The sequence below is a fragment of the Streptomyces sp. TOM-9 genome (genome assembly GCF_056858595.1).
Genome location: NZ_JBXEQB010000001.1, coordinates 7,136,626 through 7,160,058, shown reverse-complemented (window position 1 = coordinate 7,160,058; position 23,433 = coordinate 7,136,626). Strand labels below are relative to the sequence as shown.

The window sequence follows — 23,433 nt, the reverse complement described above, 5'->3', positions numbered from 1 at the left end:
GTCACGCCCCGGAGAAGTGGTCGCGCACCAGTGACTCGACGGTGGTGAGGTCACCGGAGACCAGCGCCTCCAGCAGCGCCGCGTGCTGCGTGGCGTCGGCGATCAAGCGGGCGCTGATGCCGCGCACCGGGGCGGCCCCGGGGCGGGCGTGGCCGTGGTCATCGGTGACCGGCCACTGCGACCTGCGGTGCAGCTCGTCGGCGACGGCGACGAGCTGCCGATTGCCGGAGAGCTCCAGCAGGGCGCGGTGGAAGGCGCGGTCCGCCTCGGCGTAGGCGGCGCGGTCGCCCAGGGCCGCGGCGGCCACCGTGGCCTCGGCGAGCGGGCGCAGCTGCTCCCAGCGGGACGCGGGCAGCGTGCGGGCCAGCCGCAGCACGACGGGGACCTCCAGGAGCGCGCGCACCTCGGCGAGGTCGGCGAGGTCCCGGCTGCTGCGCTCGGCGACCCGGAAGCCCTTGTTCGGCATGGCCTCCACCGCGCCCTCGCGGGCCAGCAGCTGCATCGCCTCGCGCACCGGGGTGGCGGAGACCCCGAAGCGCTCGGCGAGCGCGGGCGCGGAGTACACGGCCCCCGGGCGCAGCTCGCCGGTGAGCAGGGCGCCGCGCAGGGCACGCAGGACCTGGTCCCGCACGGTGTGCCGCTCGGGCAGCCGGCGCGGCCGGGGGAGCCCTTCGGCACGGTCCGGGACGGCCTCGGTGCCGGGCTCGGCGTGCGGGTGGGCCCCCCGGACACGTTCGTCGTGGCCGGGCGGCAGCCCGGGCGCCGCCGCGGCGGGCGCCGCGGGGCGCCGCGCGGCGCGGGGGGCGTACTCCACAGGGGCTCCTTAGGACAGTCGTGTGCGCTGGCGCACTCCCGTGGGGAACGTGCGCCGCCATCTATTGCAACACGCTCCGCGACCGGCTTCGAGCCCCCCGGGCGACGGCTCTCCCCCGGCAAGATCGTCCGAGGCTTGCCACATCTCATGTGGATCTATCGCCCATGTCATCCGATCACCCGTCAGGTCACAGGTTTCAACTCGATCAACTGAACCAAACCCGCTCCCCAGTTCGAGTATTCTGACGATCTCGTCCCACGCCACCCCTCCGTTGGCGTTCTCTTGCCCTGAAACCGCATCGCGCGCCCGAGGCGTTCGCCAGGATGGCGCGCGGACGCCGTCTCGCGGCCCGAGCGCGACGGTACTGCGACGCAAGGAATCGCTCGATGAGACTTACGGACACAACGCTGGACTGGGCGCTCCCGTGCGCCGTGGGTCTGGCGGTCCTCGCCGCCGCGGCGGTGTTCCTGCGCAACCGCAAGGCCCGCAAGGAGGAGACGGGTCAGGCCGATTCCTGGGAGCGCTCGGAGGAGCGGCGCCGCAAGAAGGAGGCCCTGTACGGCACGGCCTCCTACGTCCTGCTCTTCGGGTGCGCCTCGGTCGCAGCGGCGCTGTCCTTCCACGGCCTGGTCGGCTTCGGCCAGCAGAACCTCGGCCTCTCCGGAGGCTGGGAGTACCTGGTGCCCTTCGGGCTCGACGGCGCGGCCATGTTCTGCTCGGTGCTCGCCGTACGGGAGGCGAGCCACGGTGACGCGGCGCTGGGCTCGCGCCTGCTGGTGTGGCTGTTCGCGGGCGCGGCGGCCTGGTTCAACTGGGTGCACGCGCCCCGCGGCGGCGGCCACGCCGGCGCCCCGGAGTTCTTCGCGGGCATGTCGCTCTCCGCGGCCGTGCTCTTCGACCGCGCCCTCAAGCAGACCCGGCGGGCCGCCCTGCGCGAGCAGGGGCTGATCCCGCGGCCGCTGCCGCAGATCCGCATGGTCCGCTGGCTGCGCGCGCCCCGCGAGACGTACGGCGCCTGGTCGCTGATGCTGCTCGAGAACGTCCGCACGCTGGACGAGGCCGTCGAGGAGGTCCGCGAGGACCGCGCCCGCAAGGAGCAGGAGGGCCTGCGCCGCCGCGAGCACGAGCGTCTGGAGCGCGCCCGCATCAAGGCGATCAACCGGCAGCACCGGATCTGGAACCGCGGCGGCAGCAAGTACGAACTGCCCTCCTCGGCCGCGGCGGGTGCCCAGGCCGGCGCGGAGCCTGCCATAGGACCGGAGAAGGCCGAACTGCCCTCGCTCTCCCGGCCCGCCCTCTCGCCCGTCCGTGAGGAGGTCGCCCGTGCGACGATCGACCTCACCGCCGAGGACGACACCATGGCGCTCCCCAAGCTGGACTCGCTGGAGCGCAAGCTCGCCGACCTGGAGCGCCAGTACGGCTGATCCCGCACTTCTGTGACGTCTCGTCACATTCGCTGCCCCGGCCCGGACCTCCGGCCGGGGCAGCGGCGCGTCCGGGGGCGGCGGCGCGGCCGGCTGCGGGTCAGCAGGCCCCGGCGTCGAGTTCGAACCAGACGATCTTCCCGGTGCCGTCCCCGTCGGGGCACACCCCCCAGGCGTCGGCGAGCGACTGGACGAGCAGCAGTCCGCGGCCGGAGGTGCGACGGTCGGAGGGGGCGCGCAGCCGCGGGTGACGGGTCGTGAAGTCACGGACCTCGACGCGCAGGCGGTGGTCGCCCCCGGGCAGCAGCGTCACGGTGAGGACGGCGCCGCGGTCGGTGTGGCGGAGGGCGTTCGTGACGAGTTCGGTGGTGAGGAGTTCGGCGGTGTCGGCGAGGTCGGGCACGCCCCAGCTCCGTAACGCCTCGCGCAGCAGCCTGCGGACGTCGGCGACGGCCGGCAGGTCGGCGTGCTGGACAGGCCGGTGCAGCCGGCGCGCCTCGACGGGCCCCCCGGCCTCCCTGCCGCCCGGCTGGACAGGCTGACGTTCCATCGGCTCCGCTCCGGCCGCTGACGCCCTTTCGGGTTCGAACATCTACGCGCAATGCATGCCCCACTGCGACCACGTCCAGTCATGGACCGGGAACGGAGCGCTCCTGTATCCACTGTATGCATTGCATGCAATGCATACAGTGGATACAGTGGTGGGGTGCAGCAGACGGACGCCGCGCGCACGCGGCTGCGGGAACTGATCCTGGACGGGGTGTACGCGCCCGGCCAGCGCCTGACCGAGCTCGAGGCCGCGGCGGTACTGGCCATGAGCCGAACGCCGGTGCGGGAGGCGTTCCGGGCGCTGGTCGCCGACGGGCTGGTGCGCTCGGCGGGGCGCGGGGTGAGCGTGGTCGACATGGGGCCGGAGGCGCTGCGTCACGCGTACCAGGTGCGGGGCGTGCTGGAGGGCCTGACGGCGGAGCTGGCCGCGGAGCGGCAGCGGCGCGGGGAGATAGCGCCCGCCGAACTGACCGCGCTGGAGCGGCTCGCGGCGGACGCGGAGGAGGCCACGGCCGCGGGCCGGCTGGTCGAGGCCGTCCGGCACAACCGGCGCTTCCACGCCCGGATCGCCACCCTGTCGGCGAACCCGGTGGCCGCCGGGTCGCTGGAGCGGCTGTGGGACCAGATCCAGGTCTCCACACGGCGGTCGCTGGCCGCACCTCTGCGCCCCGGTCAGGTCGCCGCGCAGCACCGCCGGCTGCTCGCCGCGATCGCCGCCGGCCACGCCGGGGAGGCCCACGCGGCCGCCCGTGAGCACGTCATGGACACCTGTGCCGCCTATGAGCGGGACGGGGCGGAGGAGGAACGTTAGCCGTGCCCGACATCAGCAAGCGCCACACGTACACCACCGAGGTCGTCTGGACGGGGAACCGGGGCACGGGCACCGGCACGTACCGCGGGTACGGCCGGGAGCACGAGATCACCGCTCCCGGTCTGCCCGTACCGCCGATACCCGGCAGCTCCGACCCCGCCTTCCGCGGCGACCCGGCGCGCTGGAACCCCGAACAGCTGCTGCTGGCCGCGCTGTCGCAGTGCCACATGCTGTCGTACCTGCACGTGTGCACCGTCGCCGGAGTGGTGGTCACCTCCTACACCGACCGGGCGCAGGGCACGATGGAGGAGACCGCCGACGGCGGCGGCCACTTCACGCGGGCCCTGTTGCGGCCCCGGGTGGAAGTGGCCTCCGCCGCCATGGTGGACGCCGCCGTCACACTCCACGCGGACGCCCACCGGCTGTGCTTCATCGCCAACTCCGTGGCCTTCCCCGTGGACCACGAGGCGCAGGTGGCGGTCGCGGCGGGCGGCTGACCGCCCGCCGTGACCGTCCGGCGCCCGGGTCAGCGCAGTCCGCGCAGGACGTTGCCCTCGGTGGTGAGGTAGTGGGAGCGGTAGTCGAAGCGGCGCGCCCGGGCGAACAGCAGGTAGTAGTACTTGGCGTTCTCGCTGAACCAGTAGGCCGGGGTCAGGTCGCCCAGCTTCATGGGGCGGGCGGTCACGTCACGTACCACGGTGTACCCGTTGGCCACCTTGCAGTACTGCCTCTGCCGCCGGAACATCTCGGCGGCCCGCTGCCGGTAGAGCTCCTTGCCGGTGGCGAGCCACAGGAAGAGGCAGGAGTCCACGTACTCCGGACGCAGCGGGTAGGAGGCGTCCAGGGCACTCATGCCGTGGTAGTCCAGGCTCTCGGGCGGCAGGCGGAAGGAGCGCAGGGTGGCGGCCCAGCTGTCGTGGTAGGCCTCGCCCTCGGCGACGCGGCCGCTCTGGGCGAGCAGTCCGGCGTAGAAGGCGGTCAGTTCGGACTGCGCGTGACCGGTGCCGGCGCCCGTGCGCATGTCGGCCTGGCGGAACCAGAGCCGTCCCGAGCGGCGCTCGGTCAGGTGCTCGAGGACGGCCGCGGTGAGGGTGGTGTACCAGGTGCGCAGTTCCTCGTCGCGGTACAGCTCCCAGCCGTCCCAGAGGTACTCGTAGAAGGAGTCGACGGGCGGGTCGAGGGTGGCGGTGGTGCCCGTCCACGCGCCGGTCTCGACGTTCATGCCGGTGCCGAGCAGGTTCAGCCGTGAGCGGCGGTCGTAGACGGCGCGCAGGGCCTTCTTCGCGGCGTCGTAGTACTTCCGGTCGCCGGTGAGCCGGGACAGCTCGCCGAACTCGGTGATGCAGGTGCCGATCTCGGCGAGGTAGTTCTCCTTGCCGGAGACCGCGCCGGTGACCAGGTTCACGTAGCGGTAGGGGGCCCCGGTGGGCGACCGGGTGAAGGCGGGCAGCAACCGGTCCGCCAGTTCGCGGGCGCGGTCGAGCAGGACCGGTTCCTTGGTGGCCAGGTGCCCCGAGAGCAGTCCGCCCACCAGGCGGATGATCGTCTCGAAGACCTGCACGGGGGCGTCCTGGCCGAGCACGAGGTCGTCGCGCACCCACTGGAAGCCGGCGTCCAGCTCCTCGTCCAGCTCCATCAGGTAGAGGGTGTCCAGCGCCTCGACGATCGTCAGGCCGAGGGTGCTGCCCGGGATGAAGAAGTCCGAGCCTGCTCCGGCGAGCGGCCGCAACTCGTCGCGTCCCCAGGCGAGTCTGCGGTAGGCGTCCCAGGCGCTGCGGAACTCGGTCACGGACGCGCGGGCGAGCGCCGCGTACGGGTCGGTGGCGGCCGCCGCCGTCCCGGGCAGGGACACGGAGGGGACGGCGGCGATGGGGGCGAGCCGTGCGGCGGCACCGAGCAATCTGCGCCGGGAGAGCCCGCCGGGACGCGCGATTTTTCTCATGCCCCGAAAACCCCGTCCGCCTTCCGGGCGTTACGGGACACCACCGCATTGACGGGGAATCCATCCGGTGAGCCGACCCGAGGAGCTGAGATGCACGACGACCGTCTGCTGGTCGAGGGCCGTCTGACCAGGGCCATGAACCAGTTCGTCCGGCCCGCCCGCTACGCCGACCGGGTGCCGCTGGGCATGTCGGTGTGGCATGTGGAGGACGGGAAAGGGGGGCCCGTGCCGGTCGGTGAGGCGCTGAAGGCCTCGTCGGACGGAGCGTTCGAACCGTTCTCCGTGGGCACGCCCTGGGGGCCGCCGTGGTCGACCAGCTGGTTCCGGCTGGAGGGCACGGTGCCGGCGGCCTGGGCGGGCCGCCGGGTCGAGGCCGTGATCGACCCGGGGTTCGGGAACGACGGCCCGGGCTTCGTGGCCGAGGGGATGGTGTACGACGCCGAGGGGGTGCCGATCAAGGGTGTCCACCCGCTCAACCGCCATGTCCCGGTGGCCGCTCCGGCCGCCGGGGGCGAACGGGTGAGCCTGCTGCTGGAGGCCGCGGCCAACCCCGCCGTGCTCCGTGACTGGCGTCCGACCCCGCTCGGCGACGTGCTGACCGCGGGGTCCGAGCCGCTCTACCGCTTCGACACCGCCGAACTGGCCGTCCTGGACGAGGACGTCTGGCACCTCGTGCTGGACGTCGAGGTCCTCGAGGCACTGATGCACGAGCTGGACTTCCACGATCCGCGCCGCCACGAGATCCTGCGCTCGCTGGAGGACGCCCTGGACGCGCTCGATCTGCACGACGTGCACGGCACCGCCGCGGACGCCCGGCGCGAACTGGCCGGGGCACTGTCGCGGCCCGCGCACGCCAGCGCGCACCGCGTCTCGGCGACCGGCCACGCCCACATCGACTCGGCGTGGCTGTGGCCGCTGCGGGAGACCGTCCGCAAGGCCTCCCGCACCTTCGCCAACGTCACCGCGCTCGCCCGCGACTACCCCGAGCTGGTCTTCTCCTGCTCGCAGGCCCAGCAGTACGCCTGGGTGAAGGAGCACCAGCCGGTGGTGTGGCAGCGCATCCAGCAGGCCGTCAGGAACGGCAACTGGGTGCCCGTCGGCTCCATGTGGGTCGAGTCCGACGCCAACATGCCCGGCGGCGAGGCGCTGGCCCGGCAGCTCGTGCACGGCAAGCGCTTCTTCCTGGACGAACTGGGCGTGGAGACCGAGGAGGTCTGGCTGCCGGACACCTTCGGCTACACCGCCGCCTTCCCGCAGCTCGCGAAGCTCGCGGGGGTCCGCTGGTTCCTCACCCAGAAACTGTCCTGGAACCAGTCCAACAAGATGCCGCACCACACCTTCTGGTGGGAGGGCATCGACGGCACGCGCGTGTTCACCCACTTCCCGCCCGTCGACACCTACAACTCGCAGCTCTCGGGCCGCGAACTGGCGCACGCGGTGCGCAACTTCGCCGAGAAGGGGCGCGCCACCCGCTCCCTGGTGCCGTTCGGCTGGGGCGACGGCGGCGGCGGACCCACCCGGGAGATGCTGGAGAAGGCGCGCCGGCTGCGTTCCCTGGAGGGGGCGCCCCGGGTCGAGATCGAGAAGCCCGCCGCCTTCTTCACGGCGGCCGAGGCCGAGTACGGCGACCGGGCCCCGGTGTGGTCCGGGGAGCTCTACCTGGAGCTGCACCGCGCGACGTACACCACGCAGGCCAAGACCAAGCAGGGCAACCGGAGCAGCGAACACCTGCTGCGGGAGGCCGAGTTGTGGTGCACGGCGGCCGCGCTGGGCGCCCCGTCCTCGTACGCCTACCCGTACGAGGAGCTGGACCGGATCTGGAAGACGGTGCTGCTCCACCAGTTCCACGACATCCTGCCGGGCAGCTCCATCGCCTGGGTGCACCGAGAGGCGCGCGACACCTACGCGGCGGTGCGCGAGGAGCTGGAGGGCCTGATCGCGGGGGCGGTGCGGGCGCTGGGCGGCGACGGCTCCCAGGGCTCCCCCGCCCTGCTCAACGCCTCGCCGTACGCGCGGGAGGAGGTCGTCGAGCTGGACGCCGCGGCGGCGGCCGCCCTGCCGGAGGGCAGCCGCGCACAGCCGCTGGCGGACGGCCGGGCGATGGTGGCCGCGAGCGTCCCGGCGCTGGGCACGGCGGCCGCCCTGGACCGCGCGGGCGCCGCTGCCGCGGACCCGGTGCGCGCGGTGCGGGAGGACGGGCTGATCGTGCTCGGCAACGGCCTGCTGCGGGTCGCCGTCGACGCGGACGGGCTGCTGGCCTCCGTCCGCGACCTGACCGCCGGCCGGGAGGTGCTGGCGCCGGGGGCGCGCGGGAACCTGCTGCAGCTGCACCCCGACCACCCCACCAAGTGGGACGCCTGGGACATCGACCGCCACTACCGGCGCAAGCACGCCGACCTGACGTCGGCGGAGTCCGTCGAACTCGTCGAGGAGGGCCCGCTGCGGGCCGCCGTCCGGGTCGTACGGGCCTTCGGCGGCAGCCGGGTCGTCCAGGAGCTGCGGCTGACCGCCGGCAGCCGCCGGCTGGACGTGCTCACGGAGGCCGACTGGCACGAGTCGGAGAAGGTGCTGAAGGCGTCCTTCCCGCTCGACGTGCTCGCCGAGCGCTCCACCGCCGAGATCCAGTTCGGGCACGTGCACCGCCCCACCCACGCCAACACCGGCTGGGACGCGGCCCGGTTCGAGATCTGCGCCCACCGCTGGCTGCACGTCGGCGAGCCCGGTTACGGGGTGGCGGTGCTCAACGACTCCACCTACGGCCACGACGCGAGCCGTTCCGGCACCGACACCACCGTGCGGCTCACCCTGCTGCGCGCCCCGCACAGCCCTGATCCGCACACCGACCAGGGCACGCACCGCTTCGTCTACGCCCTGCTGCCGGGAGCGGCGGTGGGCGACGCGGTCGCGGCGGGGCTCGCGCTCAACCTGCCGCTGCGGTGCGCGGATTCACTGCCGCCTCTGCAGCCGCTGCTGCGGGTCGGTCACCCCGGCATCACCGTGGAATCGGTCAAGCTCGCCGACGACCGCTCCGGCGACGTGGTGGTGCGCCTGTACGAGTCGCGGGGCGACCGCGCCTCGGGCGCGCTCACCACGGGCTTCCCGCTCGCCCGCGCCCGGGTCACCGACCTGCTGGAGCGGCCGCTGGAGGACGCCGAACGCGAGGGCGACGCGGTCGCCGTCGCGCTCCGCCCGTTCCAGATCCTGACGCTGCGGCTCACCCCGGGGCCGCGTCAGGCGTCCCAGACGGCGACCGCCGTACGGTCGTCCGCGTAGCCCTTGACCCGGGTCTGGGTGTCGCCGAGGAAGGCCGGCAGGCCGGGGGGCTCGGCGGCACCCCACCGCTGTGTCAGGCGGGCGACGAGGGCGGGCTCGCCGCGCAGCGGCCCGGCCAGTCCGCCACTGCACAGCAGCAGGGTGTCACCGGAACGGGCCACGGAGGCGCGGAAGCGGAAGCGTACGGCCGGGCTGTCCTCGGTCTCGGCGCGTTCGTCGGGCCGCCAGGGGTCGAGGTCCTGCCACTCCCCGCCGCGGATGCGGTAGAGCCCGCCGTCCCCGACGCCGAAGAAGAGGCGGATGCGGCAGTCGGGGTCGGCGGGCAGCAGCAGGCAGCGCAGGGTGGCGCTGTACTCGGCCGGGTCCAGGCCCAGGTCCTCGCCGCGGGCACGCAGCCGTCCGTAGCAGCGGTCGGTGAGCCGGTGCAGGCCGGACTTGAGGGAGCCACGGCGGGAGGCGCGGATGTCCTCGCTGAGCCGGACCTGGCTGCGGCCCACCGCGGCCGCCATCCAGGTGCAGGCGTCACGGGCCGCGCGGTGGGCGGTGTCCGAGGTGCGCGGGCCGCTGGCGGCGGCGATCAGCAGCAGGGCGTCGTCGCCGCTGCCGAAGCGGGCGGTCAGGACCGCGTCGCGGCGCGGCTCGCCCCGGTAGCGGGCGGAGTCGCCGCGCACCGAGGCCGTGCGGATCGTCAGCAGGCCGTACCGGGCGCCGTCGAGCTCCGTGTCCGGGACGAGGTCGTCGAGGTCGTCCGGGTCGGCGGCAGGCCAGGCGGTCGGCTCGGGGTCGTACGTGGGCGGGCCGTCGCCGACGTACGGCCCCTCGGCGAGGGCGGGCTCCGGCAGGCCGGCCGGTGCGGACCGGACGGCCGGGGCGGGAGGTGCCGGGGGCGCCGCGGACCGCGCGGGGTCCGGGGCGGGTTCGGCGGGGGCCCATCCCGGGGGCAGGCCGGGCGGCTGCGAGGCCGGTTCGGGCAGCGCCTGGGGGTGGGGCGGGCCCTGGTACTGCCAGGGGCGCGGGGCGGCAGCCGGGGGCGGGGCGGGGCGGCGCAGCCGCAGGGTGTCGGGGGGGCCCGCGTCGTCCGCGGCGGAGCCGCCGGCCTCTCCTGCGGCATCGCTGCCCGGGGCCGTGCCCGCATCGCCGCCGATGTACCAGGTGTCACCGGGCGCGGCCGGCGCGGCCGTGTCGTGCGGGACGGTCCGCCACGGCGCCTCGCCGCCGCCGTCCCGCTCCTCGCCCTCCGGCTCCTCGCCCTCCGGCTCCTCGCCCTCCGCTTCCTCGCCGAGCGCGGAGAGCGCCGAGCTGTAGCGGTCGTCGAGCGTGTCGCCGGGCTCCCGGCCCGCGGGGTCGGGCTGCCCGTACAACTGCCGCCACCACTCGTCCTCTTGGCGGCGGTCCGTCTCCCCCTGCTGACTCATGCCCCTATTGTCCACCGGCGGGCCCGCGGCGAAACAGGGTTCGGACACGCGAATGGTCCGACGGGCGGCCGGCTCCCTCCTCGGGCCGCACGTCGGACGATCCAGTAGGGACACCTTGCCAGGACAGGGGTTCGAACAGGGATGATGGCGGGCGGCGGGATTACGCCATGGCTCATTCCCGCCATGCCCGCGTCTTGCGTTCCTCGGATCCGGAAGGGGTGCCCGTGCTCGGTGCCATAGGGCTGGACGATGCCCAGGAGGCGGCGTACCGCGCCCTCGTGGGGCTGGGAGCCGCCGAGGTCGTCGACCTCTCGCACCGGCTCGGCATGCCCGAGGACGAGGCGGCCAGGATACTGCGCCTGCTGGAGCGGCAGGGGCTGGTCGCGCAGTCCTCCGCCCGGCCCGGCCGCTGGGTGGCCGCCCCGCCCACGGTGGCGCTCGGCGCCCTGCTCACCCAGCAGCGGCACCATCTGGAACAGGCGGAACTCACGGCCGCCGTGCTGGCGCAGGAGTACCGGGGCGAGGCCGCGGAGCCGTCGGCGCACGACCTGGTGGAGGTGGTGACCGGTGCGAGCGCGGTGGCGCACCGCTTCAACCAGCTTCAATTGGGGGCGGAGAAGGAGGTCTGCGCCCTGGTGACGGGCACCCCGATGGTGGTGTCGGGGATGGAGAACACCGCCGAGGAACGGGCCGTGGAACGCGGGGTGACCTTCCGCGTGGTCATCGAGCGCGAGGTCATCAGCGGACCCAACGGCATCGCGGAACTCACGGCGGCGCTCGGCCGCGAGGAGCAGGTGCGGGTGGTGGACCGGGTCCCCACCAAGCTGGTGCTGGCCGACCGTTCGCTGGCGATGGTGCCCATGGCCCGGGACGCGGGCGGCCCCGCGGCGCTGGTCGTCCACGGCAGCGGGCTGCTGGACTCGCTGATGGCGCTCTTCGAGAACGTCTGGCGCGAGGCCCTGCCGATCCGCCTGGAGACCGGGGGCGCCCTGCGGGAGGAGTCCCCGGACGCGCCCGACGCCGTCGACCTGCAGATCCTGTCGCTGCTGCTGGCCGGGCTCACCGACGCCAGCGTCGCCAAGCAGCTCGAACTGGGGCTGCGGACGGTGCAGCGCCGGGTGAAGCGGCTGATGGAGCTCGCCGAGGTGTCGACCCGGCTGCAGTTGGGCTGGCACGCGTACGAGCGGGGCTGGGTGGAGCGCACCCCCGGCTGAGGCGCGGGGACTTGGGGCGCCGCAGGCGAGGCCGGAAAACCAGGGGGCGCCGGGGCCCGGCTTCGGGCACGCTGGGCCCATGGGGACCGGACAGCTGTGCCTGATCGGTGCCGTCATGCTGTCCGGACTGTGGGGCGTGCTCGTACCGGGCGCGCCGGGCCCGCTGATGTGCTGGGCCGCGGTCCTGTGGTGGGCGACCCATCTGCACACCACGGTGTCCTGGGGCGTCCTGGCGGCGGCCACCGGTGTGCTGTTGCTCAACCAGGCCGTCCAACTGCTGCTGCCCACCCGGTCGGTGCGGGACGCGGGGGTCCCCCGGCGGGCCTTCCTCGTCGCCGGGCTGTGGGCCGTCGCGGGCTTCTTCCTGCTGCCGGTGGTGGGGGCGCCGGCCGGTTTCACGCTGTCCCTCTACGGCGGCGAGCGGATGCGGCTCGGCAGCCACGGCGCGGCCTGGTCCTCCACCCGTACGGCCATGCGGGCCGCAGGAACGGCGCTGCTGGTCGAGCTCTTCGCCTGCCTGCTGGTCGCCGGGGCGTGGCTGGGGGCCGTCGTCACCTCGTAGGTCCCACGGTGCCCGCCGGTGCCCGGCCGCGCGCAAGCGGGCGGTGCGCGGCGGCCGTTCGGGCCGCTCTGTCGCCGTCCTCCGGCGGAATTGTCAGGGCTCCGTAACAGCCGGATCCCCCGGTGTCCCTCCCCCGTCCTCCCGTGTGCAGGTACGGAACACAGGTACGGGACACCGGACACGAGGAGCGGGGCGGACATGGGGTGGAGCGGGATGCGCGGGACGAACGGCCGGGTGCTGGCGGCGGCGCTGGGCGTGGCGGGGGTGGCCGCGCTGGCGTCGGTGTGGACCGCCCAGGCCGGCACCCCCGACGGGCCGCAGGCGGCGGTACGTCCGGCGAAGCCCTCCGCCTCCGCCAAGCCCCGGCCCATACCCGGGCAGACCTCCGTGCCGGACGCCGAACTGCCCGCCCCCGTGGTGAACATGGACATCGCCCACGCCTCCGACAAGGGCCCCCGGGGCGTCAACATCACCATCGACGACGGGCCCGACCCGCGGTGGACCCCGCAGATCCTCCAGGTGCTGCAGGACAACGGCGTGAAGGCGACCTTCTGCATGGTCGGCCCGCAGGCCCGGGCCCACCCCGACCTGGTGAAGGCGGTGGTGGCCGCCGGGCACCGGCTGTGCGACCACTCCGTCACCCACGACACGACGATGAACGGCAAGCCGCGCGCGTACCAGGCGAAGGAGATCCTGGACGCCGAGCGCATGATCACCCAGGCCTCGGGGGGCGTCAGGCCGCTGTACTACCGGGCTCCGGGCGGTGCCTTCACCCCGTACAGCCGCCAGCTGGCGGCCTCCCGCGGCATGCGCCCGCTGGGCTGGAACGTCGACTCCGAGGACTTCAAGCAGCCGGGCACCGGCGTGCTGGTGTCCACCGTCAGGAACGAGATCTCCAACGGGCCGACGCTGCTGTTCCACGACGCGGGCGGGGACCGCGGCCAGACCGTCGAAGCGCTGCGGGAGATCCTGCCCTGGCTGAAGCAGCAGGGCCACACCTTCGGCTTCCCGGTGCGCTGACCGCCGGGCGGGCGGCCGGGCACAGGCGAGAGAGAGCGCTCTCAGAAACGGCCCGCGAGCTGCGGGGAGAGCGCTCTCTCCCCGCTTCCCGGAGGGACTACGCTGTTCCCGTCCCGAGAGGAGCACCCCTTGTCCGACCAGATCTCCGGAGCGCGCCCGACGCTCGAAGCCGTCGCCGAACGGGCCGGGGTCTCCCGGGCCACCGTCTCCCGGGTCGTGAACGGCGGGACGGGGGTGCGCGAGGCACTGGTGGACAAGGTCCGCAAGGCCGTCGAGGAGCTGGGCTACGTACCCAACCAGGCCGCCCGCTCGCTGGTCACCCGGCGCACCGGGGCGGTCGCCGTCATCGTCGCGGAGCCGGAGAGCCGGGTCTTCGCGGACCCCTTCTTCGCACAGCAGTTGCTCGGCATCAGCCGTGAGCTGGCGGTGCACGACTCGCAGCTCGTCCTGCTGCTGGTGGAGGGCACGGCCGACTACGACCGGGTGGGCCGCTACCTGGCCGGCGGGCACGTGGACGGCGCGCTGGTCTTCTCGCTGCACGCCGAGGACCCGCTGCCCGGCATCATCCGCCGGATCGCGCTGCCCACCGTCTTCGGCGGGCGCCCCGGCTGGCCGGGGGCGGAGGGGGACCGCAGCGTGCTCTACGTGGACTCGGACAACCGCGGCGGCGCCCGCGAGGCGGTGCGCCACCTGGTCTCGCTGGGGCGGGAACGCATCGCGACCGTCACCGGGCCGCTGGACCAGACCGCGTCGGTGGACCGGCTCGACGGCTACCACGACATCCTGATGGACGCGGACCCGCGGCTGATCGTCGAGGGCGACTTCTCCGAGGCGGGCGGGGCGCGTGCCATGGCCGTGCTGCTGGACCGGGCGCCGGACGTCGACGCCGTCTTCGTCGCCTCCGACCTGATGGCCTGCGGTGCGCTGCGGGTGCTGCGCGAGCGGGGCCGGCGGGTGCCGGAGGACGTCGCGGTGGTCGGCTTCGACGACATGGTCTCGGTGGCGGAGCTGGCCGACCCCCCGCTGACGACGGTCCGTCAGGAGATCGAGGAGATGGGCCGGTTGATGGTCAGGCTGCTCGTGCGGGGCCTGGAGCGGCGGTCGGAGGAGGACAGCGGCGGCCGTCCGCTGTCCTCGCTCGTCACCCCGACCCGGCTGGTGCGGCGCGCCAGCGCCTGACCGGCCGGGGCTCAGAGCGTGCTGTGCTCCTTGACCACACGGCGGGCCTGGGCGAAGAGCATGCCCACGTTGACCGAGCGGCGGCAGACGACGACGGCGACGACGTCCTCGTTGATGTTGTTGCGCATGAACAGATGGGTCAGGTTGTCGCTGTTGACGAGGATCTCCTGGAAGTAGTGCGCGTCACTGGTGACCCCGCGGCGCTCCTTGAAGACGTCCTCGATCATCACCACCGTGCGCCCCTGGAAGAGGTCGAGGGTCGCCGCGGCGAGCAGGTCCAGGACCTCCGGCGGATGGCTGTCGACGGTGTCGACGGAGAGCAGCATGCCGGTCGACATGTCGACCACACCGGCGGCGAGGCAGTCGGGGACCTCCTGGCGCAGGTTCTTCACCAGGCCCATGACCTGGTCGGACAGGTTGCCGTGCGGGCGTTTTCCGGTGGTGCTCACAGCACTCCTTCTGCGGTCTTCACTGGGGCTTGGGTCGTCATCCGAGGACTCCCTCGGGGTCGTGCGCGGACTCCGGCGCGGGCACGGCGCCCGGTCCGGGACCGGGTGCCAGCAGGATCGCGCCGATGCGCTCGACGGCGGACCTGGCCTCCACGTGGAGCTGGGGGACGTTCATGCCCTCGTCGCCCACGACGACCAGGAGCGCGGTCTCGCCGACCGCGTAGACGGCGGTGTAACCGCCGCTGCTGCAGGTCACGGTCCTGCGGAGCGGGCCGCGCAGGGCCGCCATGGCGATCCGCCGGGCGAGCCCGAGGCCGGCGGCGGCCAGGGCGGCGAGCCCGTTGGGGTCGATGGCGTCCTCGGTGTCGGCGGCGATCAGCAGGCCGTCGACGGCCGCCACGGCCGTGTCGGTGACGCCGACCACCTGGTCCCGCAAAGCGCGCATCTCGGCGACCAGGGCGTCATGATTCATGCACGTGCACCTCCTTGAATTCCCTTCGGTCGGTGTTCCGTTGGTCCCCGCGGATTTCGGTCACGGGGAATCGGTCCGGCTCCGTCCTCGCGGCCGGAGAAATCCTTTCCAGCCCGATTGCGGGCGGCTCGCGTCGAGCGCCTCGCGAATACCGCTGGCGCCCGGTTCACGGCGGGGCAGCCCCTCGGCGCCGGGGGCCGTGACGGGGACGTCCCCCGGCTCCCACTCCGGCACCGGCGGGTAGGGGCCCAAGTACGGGTCCGGGTCGCCCTCCGGGAGGGCGAGGGGAGGACTCGGCACGGCAGGGCCCGCCGGCTCCGCCGCTGTCGTGAGATACGGGTCGGGGAGCTGCGGCGCCGGGGCGGGCGGCGGCAACGGGTGGGCCGGCGGGGCCGGGACGGTCTCGACGAGGCCCTCGGCGCACATCCGGGCGACCTCCACGGTGATCGTGTAGACCCCGCGGCCGATGAGGAACGCGATGTCCCGGGGGCTGCGCCGTCCGTTGGCGCAGCCGAGGATCTCGCGGCGCACCGGCGCCAGGGGCTCGTCCGCCCACGCGGGCGGCCCCACGGCGGCGACCCGGTCGCGGTCGGGCGAGACCGATCGCGGCAGGGAGGCCAGCGCGGTGAGCCGGCGCCCCGCCTCCACCAGCAGTTCCTCCGGCTCCACCCCGTTGCCCAGGCCCGGCGGCGGCACGGTGCGCGGCGCTCCCGGCGGGGCGGGGTCGAAGGCGCAGTTGTCCAGGCGTCCGGCCAGCACGGCGAAGACCGCGTCCTGGACGGCCATCATGTGCAGCACCTGGAACTCGGCCGTGCCCAGCCGTCCTCCGGCGGCGATCGGCGCGCCCGGCCACAGCCCCGTCCCGGCTGCGTCGTGGGCGGCGTTCCACTCGTCGGCGTCGATGCGCCCGGAGCGCACCAGCAAGGTGCCCACCCCCGGCGCCCCGGGGCTCTCCACGGCCACGACCGCGCCGTCGAGCAGATGGAAGGCCCCGCCGGGGCTGCCCTGCACGCGCAGGACCCCGGTCGCCCGTTCGTCGCGGCACCTGGACAGCGCGCGGCCGAGCAGACCGTGAGCGGCATTCCGGGCGGGCACGGAACCCGATGGTGCCGAGGTCATCGCTCCCCTTGCTGCGGTTATTCGGGCATACGGGCGGGCGGGCTCGCGGACAGAGGGACGGGAGGCGCGGAAATGCCGTACTCATGCACGAACAATCACGCCGGCGGGTAATTTCTAGCAGCCCTCCGACACCCTCCTCCGGGCATCGCACGACATGGCCGAGGACGAGTATTCGAGCCCTACAGATGTCAATTCCGTGCCGTTCCACGACCGTTTCCGCGCCACCGGGCGGAGGCACCCGGAGAGGTTCGCGAAGGGTCACGACGCCGGCGATGCCGTCAGGACGTGGAGCCGCGCAGGGTCCGGGGCCACCCCACCGGCCTTTATCCATTCGACTCTTGACGAAGCACCGGGTGCGGCGGCACTCTCCTGGGCATCGCTTGAGAGCGCTCTCAAGAACCGCGAACAAGGGCCCTCTCACCCGTCCCGAAGCCATGGGAGGCTTCCATGCCCATCGCCCGAGCCGCCAGACGCGCCACCCTCCGACTCGGGGCGGTCGCGCTCGCCGGGGCGCTCCTCGCCGCCTGCGGATCCGGCTCCACCGGTACGTCCGCGGACAAGGACGGCAAGGTCACGATCACCGTCGACCTGTTCGGCACCTTCGGCTACAAGGAAGCCGGCCTGTACGACGAGTACGAGAAGCTCCACCCCGGCGTCACCGTCAAGGAGAGCAGCACCGAGAACGAGGCCGACTACTGGAAGGCCCTGCAGACCCGGCTCGCGGGCGGCGGCGGTCTCGCCGACGTCCAGGGCATCGAGGTGGGCCGCATCGCGTCGGTCACCCAGCAGCAGGCCGACAAGTTCGAGGACCTGGGCGCCCTGGGCGCCAAGGACCTCAAGGACGACTTCTCCGCCGCCAAGTGGGCCGCCGCCACCACCTCCGACGGCCGCACCCTGGGGCTCGGCACCGACGTCGGCCCCGAGGCGATCTGCTACCGCACCGACCTGTTCCGGCAGGCCGGCCTGCCCACCGACCGGACGGAGCTGGCGCAGAAGTGGTCCACGTGGGACGGCTACCTGGAGCTCGGCAAGCAGTACAAGGCGAAGGCGGGGGCCAAGAGCGCCTGGGTCGACAGCGTCGGCAGCCTCTACTCCGTCATCGTCGGCCAGGAGAAGGAACGTTACTACGACGCCTCCGGCAAGCTGGTCTACGACGACAACGCCGCCATCACCTCGGCCTGGGACCTGTCCGTGAAGGCCGCAAAGGACGGGCTGAGCGCCAAACTCGCCCAGTGGACCCCCGCCTGGAACCAGGCCTTCAGCAGCGGCTCCTTCGCCAGCATCGGCTGCCCCGCCTGGATGCTGGGCTACATCAAGGGCCAGGCCGGGGACGCCGGCAAGGGCAAGTGGGACGTCGCCCCGCTCCCGGGCGGCGCCGCGGGCAACTGGGGCGGTTCCTACCTGGCCATCCCCAAGGGCTCCGCGCACGCCAAGGAAGCCTTCGCGCTGGTCAAGTGGCTGACGGCCGCGGAACAGCAGGCCAAGCTCTTCAAGAAGCAGGGCAGCTTCCCCTCCAACGTCGGGGCGATCGAGTCCGTCAAGGACGTCACCGACCCGTACTTCAGCGACGCGCCCATCGGGCAGATCTTCGGCGCCGCCGCCGAGGCCTCCCCGGTGCAGGTGCTCGGCGTGCACGACGGCGACGTCAACCAGCAGATCACCAACGCGCTCGGCGAGGTCGAACGCAAGGGCACGGACTCCGCGACGGCGTGGAGCCACGCCAGGAAGGGCGTCGAGAACGCCGTCGGCTGACGGCCCCCGCCCCGCCGGCGCCGGGCGCGGCGGACCCCTCCCCGGTCCTCCGCGCCCGGCCGCCCCGCCCCGGTACGCCCCCGACCCGAAGGTCCCGCCCCATGACCCTGACCGCCACCGCGCCGGTGCCCACCGCCCGGCCCCCGGCAGCCCAGGCGCCCCCGCGGCGACTGCTCGCCCGGCTGTCGCCGTACGCCTACATCGCGCCGTTCTTCGCGCTCTTCGCCGCGTTCGGGCTGTTCCCGCTGCTCTACACCGCGTACGTCTCCCTCTACCGCGTCGAGCTCCAGACCCCGGGCACGATGGAATGGCGGGGCCTGGACAACTACACCGCGCTCCTGCGCGACGACTTCTTCTGGACCGCGCTGCGCAACACCTTCACCATCGGGGTCGTCTCCACCGTGCCGCAGCTGCTCATGGCGCTCGGCCTCGCCCACCTGCTCAACTACAAGCTGCGGGGCCGGACCTTCTTCCGGGTCACGATGCTCCTGCCGTACGCCACGTCCGTGGCCGCCGCGACCCTGGTCTTCGCCCAGCTCTTCGGCCGCGACTTCGGCCTGGTCAACTGGCTGCTCGGACTGGCCGGCATCGGACCCGTCGACTGGCAGTCCGGGACCGTCGCCTCGCAGATCGCGGTGTCCACGATCGTCACCTGGCGGTGGACCGGGTACAACGCGCTCATCTACCTCGCCGGGATGCAGTCCATCCCCGGGGACCTGTACGAGGCCGCCGAACTCGACGGCGCCTCGCGGTGGCGGCAGTTCCTCCACGTCACCCTGCCCGGCCTGCGGCCCACGATCCTCTTCACGATCGTGGTCTCCACGATCGGCGCCACCCAGCTCTTCGGCGAGCCGCTGCTGTTCGAGGGGAGCATCTCGGGCGGCATCTCCCACCAGTACCAGACCCTCGGGCTCTACATGTACGAGCAGGGCTGGGGCTACTTCCACCTGGGCCGAGCCGCCGCCATCGCCTGGGTGATGTTCGTCCTCATCGTCCTGCTCGTGCTGCTCAACACCACACTGGCACGGCGCCGTTCACGGAAGGGGACCCGTCGATGAGCGCGCTCCTCACACGGCCGCGGCCCGGCCGCGACGCCGGGACCGCACGCCCCCTGCCCCGCCTGCGGTCCGCCCGGGCGGGCCGGCAGCACCACGGCGGCCGTCTCGCCTACGCCCTCCTGATCGTCGCGGCGGCGATCTCCGCCTTCCCCTTCTACTGGACGATCGTCGCCGCGACCCGGTCCAACGCGGAGCTGGCCGCGAGCCCGCCGTCGCTGCTGCCCGGCGGCAACCTCGTGCACAACTTCCGGCAGGTGCTGGAGCAGGCCGACATCGGCAAGGCCCTGCTCAACTCCCTGATCGTCTCCGGGTCGGTGACGGTCGGCACCGTACTGTGCTCCACGCTCGCCGGGTTCGCCTTCGCGAAACTGCGCTTCCGGGGCCGCAACGCGCTGCTCACCCTGACGGTCGGGACGATGATGATCCCGCCCCAGCTGGGCGTCATCCCGCTCTTCATGCTCATCGCGGAGCTGCACTGGGTGAACCAGCTCCAGTCCGTCATCCTCCCGGGGCTCGTCTCGGCCTTCGGGGTCTTCTTCATGCGGCAGTACCTCGCGCAGTCGCTGCCGGACGAGCTGATCGAGGCCGGCCGCGTCGACGGCGCCTCGACGGCGCGGATTTTCTGGAGCATCGTCGTGCCCATCGCCCGGCCGGGGATGGCGGTGCTGGGGATGCTCACCTTCATGGCGTCCTGGAACGACTTCTTCTGGCCGATCATCGCGCTCACGTCGCAGGAGCCCACGGTGCAGGTCGCCTTGCGGCAGCTGGGCGGGGGGTACGTGCACGACCAGTCGGTGATCATGGCGGGCACGCTGCTGGGGACGGTGCCGGTGCTGGTGGTTTTCGGGGTGCTGGGGCGGCAGATCGTGAGCGGGATCATGCAGGGGGCGGTGAAGGGTTAACGCGTCCTCGTCTGCGGCGCCGTTGTGGTTGCGGTTGGGGGTTTCCCCGCCGCCCTCCCGGTTGCTCGGCGCGGTCAGTGACCGCCCCGCTGCGTTCGTTGTGGGTCGGTGCCGCGCCGGGGTACGCCCCCAGCCTTCGGCCGGGGGGACCCCCACCTCGGCGCTCGCGGCGCTGCCCCACATCATCCGGCGCCGCGCGCACCGCTCGTCGCCTGTGGGGGCACCCCGCCACACCCCCTTCGGTCGTGTGGGCGACTAACGGCCGGATGGGATGAGAAGGCGGTCCGGGGTTGCCGCAGGTGCCCTACTCACCCCCGACCGGCCGTCAGTCGCCCCGACAACCGGAGGGGGTGTGGCGGGGTGCTCCCCCTGGCCGAAGGCTGGGGGAGACGAGCGGCGAACCCGGGCGCCGAACGATGTGGACGTAAACCGCGAGCGCTGTGGGGGTCCCCCCGGCCGAAGGCTGGGGGCGTGCGCCGGCGCGGCACCGACCCAGGCACACGTTGCGCAGGCCCGCACTGACCCCGCGGGCAATCGGGAGGGAGGGCGGGGGATGCCCGCCGCAGGCGCAAACAAAGCCGCACACGACAACGGATCGCACACAAGGAGCCCCGATGACCACGACCGCAGCCCGACGGACGAGCAACGCGCCGCACACGACACCGGCCTTCCCCGAAGGGTTCCGGTGGGGCGCCGCCACCGCGGCCTACCAGATCGAGGGCGCCGCCGCCGAGGACGGCCGCACCCCCTCGATCTGGGACACCTTCTGCCGCACGCCCGGCAAGGTGCGCAACGGCAACACCGGGGACATCGCCGCAGACCACTACCACCGCATGCGCGAGGACGTCGCGCTGATGGCGGAGCTGGGCCTCACGGACTACCGCTTCTCCGTGTCGTGGCCGCGCGTGCAGCCGACGGGCCGGGGCCCGGCCGTGCAGAAGGGGCTCGACTTCTACCGCGCCCTGGTCGACGAGCTGCTGGACCACCGCATCCGCCCCGTCCTGACGCTGTACCACTGGGACCTCCCGCAGGAGCTGGAGGACGCCGGCGGCTGGCCCGTGCGCGGCACCGCGGAGCGCTTCGCGGAGTACGCGGGGCTCGTCGCGGACGCGCTCGGCGACCGGGTGCCGTTGTGGACGACGCTGAACGAGCCGTGGTGCTCGGCGTTCCTGGGGTACGCGCAGGGCGTGCACGCGCCGGGCCGGACGGAACCGGAGGCGGCGCTGCGGGCGGCCCACCACCTGCTGCTGGGGCACGGCCTCGCGGTGGGCGTGCTGCGTGAACGGCTCCCGGTGCCGGCCCAGGTGTCGCTGACGCTGAACCTCGCGGCGGTGCGCCCGCACACCGGGAGCACCGCCGACCGGGACGCCGCCCGGCGGGTCGACGCGCTGGCCAACCGGATCTGGCTGGACCCGGTGTTCCGCGGCTCCTACCCGCGGGACCTGCTGCGGGACACGGCCGCGCTGACAGACTGGTCCTTCGTGGCGGACGGTGACCTGGCGGTGATCTCCCGTCCGGTGGACGCGCTGGGCCTCAACTACTACGCCCCGACCGTGGTGGCCGCGGGCGGCCATGCGGGGCCGTCGCCGTGGCCGGGGGCCGAGGGTCACGTGCGGTTCGTGCCGGCGCCGGGGCCGCGGACGGCGATGGACTGGCCGGTGGACGCCGACGGGCTGCACGAACTCCTGCTCCGCCTGCGGGACGAACTGCCGGACACGCCGCTGCTGGTCACCGAGAACGGCGCCGCGTACGACGACTACGCCGATCCCGAGGGCGAGGTCCACGACCCGGAGCGGATCGCGTACCTGCGCGCGCACCTGGCCGCGGTGCACCGGGCGATCGCGGACGGCGCCGACGTCCAGGGCTACTTCCTGTGGTCCCTGCTGGACAACTTCGAATGGGCCTACGGCTACGGCAAGCGGTTCGGCGTGGTGCACGTGGACTTCGCGAGCCAGCGCCGTACGCCGAAGGACAGCGCCCGCTGGTACGCCGGGGTCGTCGCCCGGGGCTGCCTGCCGTCGACATGAGCCGCACATGCGGACAACTGGGGCCGGGTAAGGGTGAGTTGGGCCGCACCGCGTGTGAGACGGTACGGCCACGGGAAGGTCACGTTCGGACATCGAAGGTGAAGGTGCGGTAAAACGCACCCCGAACGGGCTGGAGGAGCCATGGTCTACTCGATCGTCCTCGGCATCGTCATCGTCACACTCGGCCTCGGCAGCATCGTCTACACCTTCTGGCACGAGGGCAGTCCGCTGACCTTGCGCCGCGGCGGCGAGCGCCACAACGGCGCCGGATGACCGCCGGCCCGGCTCCCCGACGGGGAGCCGGGCCGGGTCCGGTCAGTACACCTTGCGGTGGCCGCCGCCGCGCTTGCGCTCGTACATCTCGCGCCCCGCGGCGGAGCGCAGCTTCCACTCGCGGCGCATCTCGGAGCGGAGCCGGGCGTCGGTGCGGGAGGCGATCCACGCGTTCTCACGGAGCAGCTTGCGGTAGCTGTCCAGCCGGCGGTGGGTCAGTACGCCGTCCTCCAGGGCGGCGAGGACCGCACAGCCGGGCTCGGAGTCGTGAGAGCAGTCGGGGAAGCGGCACTCCCCGGCCAGCACCTCGATGTCGGAGAACGTCCGGGTGAGACCGGAGTCGGCGTCCCACAGCCCGACGCCGCGCAGCCCCGGGGTGTCGATGACCACCCCGCCGCCGGGCAGCGGCAGCATGTCGCGGGTGGTCGTGGTGTGCCGGCCCTTGCCGTCGCTGTCGCGGTTGGCCTGCACTTCCTGGACCTCGCGGCCCAGCAGGGCGTTGGTGAGCGTGGACTTGCCCGCGCCCGACTGCCCGAGCAGCACGGACGTGGTGCCGGCCAGCGCGTTCGCCACCTCCGGCACGCCCTGGCCGGTGGCGGCGCTGACGACCAGGACCTCCACGCCGGGCGCCGCGCCGCGGGCGTCGTCCAGCAGGTGGCCGGGGTCGTCGACGAGGTCGGCCTTGGTGAGGACGACCAGCGGCTGCGCGCCGCTGGTCCACGCCAGGGACACGAAGCGTTCGAGCCGTCCGAGGTCGAGTTCGGCGGCGATCGACACGGCGATGACCGCCAGGTCGACGTTGGCCGCCAGGACCTGTCCCTCGGAGCGCTTGGAGGAGGTCGAACGGACGAAGGTGGTGCGGCGCGGCAGCAGGGCGCGTACCGCGGGACCGGTCGCCGGCGTCTCGTCGACGGCGGCCCAGTCGCCGGTGCAGGCGATCCCCATGGGGTCGCGGGTGAAGACGTCCTCGGTGTCGGCGCGGACGGCCTTGAGGCCGCCGGAGCCGTCGGGGAGGACGAGGTCGCACAGCCCGCGGTCGACGCGGACGATACGGCCGGGTGTGAGTCCCCGCTCCGCGTGGACGGCGAAGTCGGAGTCGAGTGAGGAGTCCCAGCCGTAGGCGGTGAGCGCGGTGGACGGCTGCGGGACGGATCCGTTGGTCAACGGAGGAGAGCCCT

21 protein-coding genes are annotated in these 23,433 nt (G+C 73.4%); 13 read left to right on the top strand and 8 right to left on the bottom strand.

Annotated elements, in window-relative coordinates:
• Position 1: 1 nt before the first annotated feature.
• Entirely contained in the window at positions 2-814 is an 813-nt protein-coding gene (locus tag AC1VWI_RS33210; protein WP_499514693.1) for a GntR family transcriptional regulator, read from the bottom strand.
• Between the two features lie 386 nt (positions 815-1,200).
• Between AC1VWI_RS33210 and AC1VWI_RS33205 the strand changes: the two genes are divergently transcribed.
• The gene (locus AC1VWI_RS33205) at positions 1,201-2,238 is read left to right on the top strand and encodes a DUF2637 domain-containing protein (RefSeq protein ID WP_499514692.1); all 1,038 of its coding nucleotides are present in this window, start codon (positions 1,201-1,203) and stop codon (positions 2,236-2,238) included.
• 100 nt (positions 2,239-2,338) lie between these two features.
• Here the strand turns inward: AC1VWI_RS33205 and AC1VWI_RS33200 are convergent, their stop codons facing one another.
• A complete protein-coding gene (locus tag AC1VWI_RS33200) occupies positions 2,339-2,788 on the bottom strand; it encodes an ATP-binding protein (RefSeq protein ID WP_499514691.1) in 450 nt (149 codons plus the stop codon).
• Between the two features lie 156 nt (positions 2,789-2,944).
• Here AC1VWI_RS33200 and AC1VWI_RS33195 point away from each other — a divergent pair, with 156 nt between their 5' ends.
• A complete protein-coding gene (locus AC1VWI_RS33195) occupies positions 2,945-3,598 on the top strand; it encodes a GntR family transcriptional regulator (protein WP_499514690.1) in 654 nt (217 codons plus the stop codon).
• A gap of 2 nt (positions 3,599-3,600) precedes the next feature.
• Positions 3,601-4,095 carry an OsmC family protein gene (locus tag AC1VWI_RS33190; protein ID WP_499514689.1) on the top strand — a complete coding sequence of 165 codons (495 nt, stop codon included), beginning with the start codon at positions 3,601-3,603 and terminating at the stop codon, positions 4,093-4,095.
• A 29-nt stretch (positions 4,096-4,124) separates the two neighbouring features.
• Here the strand turns inward: AC1VWI_RS33190 and AC1VWI_RS33185 are convergent, their stop codons facing one another.
• Positions 4,125-5,540, bottom strand: coding sequence for a glycoside hydrolase family 47 protein (locus AC1VWI_RS33185; protein WP_499514688.1), 1,416 nt, complete (start codon positions 5,538-5,540; stop codon positions 4,125-4,127).
• 90 nt (positions 5,541-5,630) lie between these two features.
• On the opposite strand from AC1VWI_RS33185, the gene AC1VWI_RS33180 reads away from it, so the two are divergent.
• Positions 5,631-8,813 (top strand): alpha-mannosidase, encoded by a 3,183-nt coding sequence (locus tag AC1VWI_RS33180; RefSeq protein WP_499514687.1) that lies wholly within the window; start codon positions 5,631-5,633, stop codon positions 8,811-8,813.
• On the opposite strand, the gene AC1VWI_RS33175 is transcribed toward AC1VWI_RS33180, so the two are convergent.
• On the bottom strand, positions 8,771-10,228 hold the full coding sequence (locus tag AC1VWI_RS33175) for a protein phosphatase 2C domain-containing protein (protein WP_499514686.1): 1,458 nt from the start codon (positions 10,226-10,228) through the stop codon (positions 8,771-8,773). The genes AC1VWI_RS33180 and AC1VWI_RS33175 overlap by 43 nt on opposite strands.
• 224 nt (positions 10,229-10,452) lie before the next feature.
• Between AC1VWI_RS33175 and AC1VWI_RS33170 the strand changes: the two genes are divergently transcribed.
• From AC1VWI_RS33170 to AC1VWI_RS33155, 4 genes are all read left to right on the top strand, one after another.
• Positions 10,453-11,442 (top strand): helix-turn-helix domain-containing protein, encoded by a 990-nt coding sequence (locus tag AC1VWI_RS33170; protein ID WP_499514685.1) that lies wholly within the window; start codon positions 10,453-10,455, stop codon positions 11,440-11,442.
• Positions 11,443-11,521: 79 nt separating this feature from the next.
• The gene (locus tag AC1VWI_RS33165; RefSeq protein ID WP_499514684.1) at positions 11,522-12,004 is read left to right on the top strand and encodes a DUF456 domain-containing protein; all 483 of its coding nucleotides are present in this window, start codon (positions 11,522-11,524) and stop codon (positions 12,002-12,004) included.
• A gap of 198 nt (positions 12,005-12,202) precedes the next feature.
• The gene (locus AC1VWI_RS33160) at positions 12,203-13,024 is read left to right on the top strand and encodes a polysaccharide deacetylase family protein (protein WP_499514683.1); all 822 of its coding nucleotides are present in this window, start codon (positions 12,203-12,205) and stop codon (positions 13,022-13,024) included.
• A gap of 129 nt (positions 13,025-13,153) precedes the next feature.
• Entirely contained in the window at positions 13,154-14,203 is a 1,050-nt protein-coding gene (locus tag AC1VWI_RS33155; protein ID WP_499514682.1) for a LacI family DNA-binding transcriptional regulator, read from the top strand.
• 11 nt (positions 14,204-14,214) lie between these two features.
• Here the strand turns inward: AC1VWI_RS33155 and AC1VWI_RS33150 are convergent, their stop codons facing one another.
• The 3 genes from AC1VWI_RS33150 to AC1VWI_RS33140 form a co-directional block, all read right to left on the bottom strand.
• Positions 14,215-14,604, bottom strand: coding sequence for a hypothetical protein (locus tag AC1VWI_RS33150; protein WP_499516974.1), 390 nt, complete (start codon positions 14,602-14,604; stop codon positions 14,215-14,217).
• A gap of 85 nt (positions 14,605-14,689) precedes the next feature.
• Positions 14,690-15,124: a roadblock/LC7 domain-containing protein gene (locus tag AC1VWI_RS33145; protein WP_499514681.1), complete on the bottom strand. Its 435-nt coding sequence runs from the start codon at positions 15,122-15,124 to the stop codon at positions 14,690-14,692.
• 60 nt (positions 15,125-15,184) lie between these two features.
• Positions 15,185-16,219 (bottom strand): MarR family transcriptional regulator, encoded by a 1,035-nt coding sequence (locus tag AC1VWI_RS33140; RefSeq protein ID WP_499514680.1) that lies wholly within the window; start codon positions 16,217-16,219, stop codon positions 15,185-15,187.
• A gap of 471 nt (positions 16,220-16,690) precedes the next feature.
• Here AC1VWI_RS33140 and AC1VWI_RS33135 point away from each other — a divergent pair, with 471 nt between their 5' ends.
• From AC1VWI_RS33135 to AC1VWI_RS33115, 5 genes are all read left to right on the top strand, one after another.
• Positions 16,691-17,995, top strand: coding sequence for an ABC transporter substrate-binding protein (locus AC1VWI_RS33135; protein WP_499514679.1), 1,305 nt, complete (start codon positions 16,691-16,693; stop codon positions 17,993-17,995).
• Positions 17,996-18,096: 101 nt separating this feature from the next.
• Complete coding sequence (locus AC1VWI_RS33130; RefSeq protein WP_499514678.1) at positions 18,097-19,053, top strand: carbohydrate ABC transporter permease; 957 nt, start codon at positions 18,097-18,099, stop codon at positions 19,051-19,053.
• A complete protein-coding gene (locus tag AC1VWI_RS33125; RefSeq protein WP_499514677.1) occupies positions 19,050-19,955 on the top strand; it encodes a carbohydrate ABC transporter permease in 906 nt (301 codons plus the stop codon). Before AC1VWI_RS33130 ends, AC1VWI_RS33125 begins: the two co-directional genes overlap by 4 nt.
• Positions 19,956-20,569: 614 nt before the next feature.
• Positions 20,570-21,982, top strand: a complete 1,413-nt coding sequence (locus AC1VWI_RS33120) for a GH1 family beta-glucosidase (protein ID WP_499514676.1) — start codon at positions 20,570-20,572, stop codon at positions 21,980-21,982.
• 141 nt (positions 21,983-22,123) lie between these two features.
• Positions 22,124-22,255 (top strand): hypothetical protein, encoded by a 132-nt coding sequence (locus AC1VWI_RS33115; RefSeq protein WP_499514675.1) that lies wholly within the window; start codon positions 22,124-22,126, stop codon positions 22,253-22,255.
• A gap of 42 nt (positions 22,256-22,297) precedes the next feature.
• Here the strand turns inward: AC1VWI_RS33115 and rsgA are convergent, their stop codons facing one another.
• Positions 22,298-23,419 carry a ribosome small subunit-dependent GTPase A gene (rsgA, locus tag AC1VWI_RS33110; RefSeq protein ID WP_499514674.1) on the bottom strand — a complete coding sequence of 374 codons (1,122 nt, stop codon included), beginning with the start codon at positions 23,417-23,419 and terminating at the stop codon, positions 22,298-22,300.
• Positions 23,420-23,433: the final 14 nt, after the last annotated feature.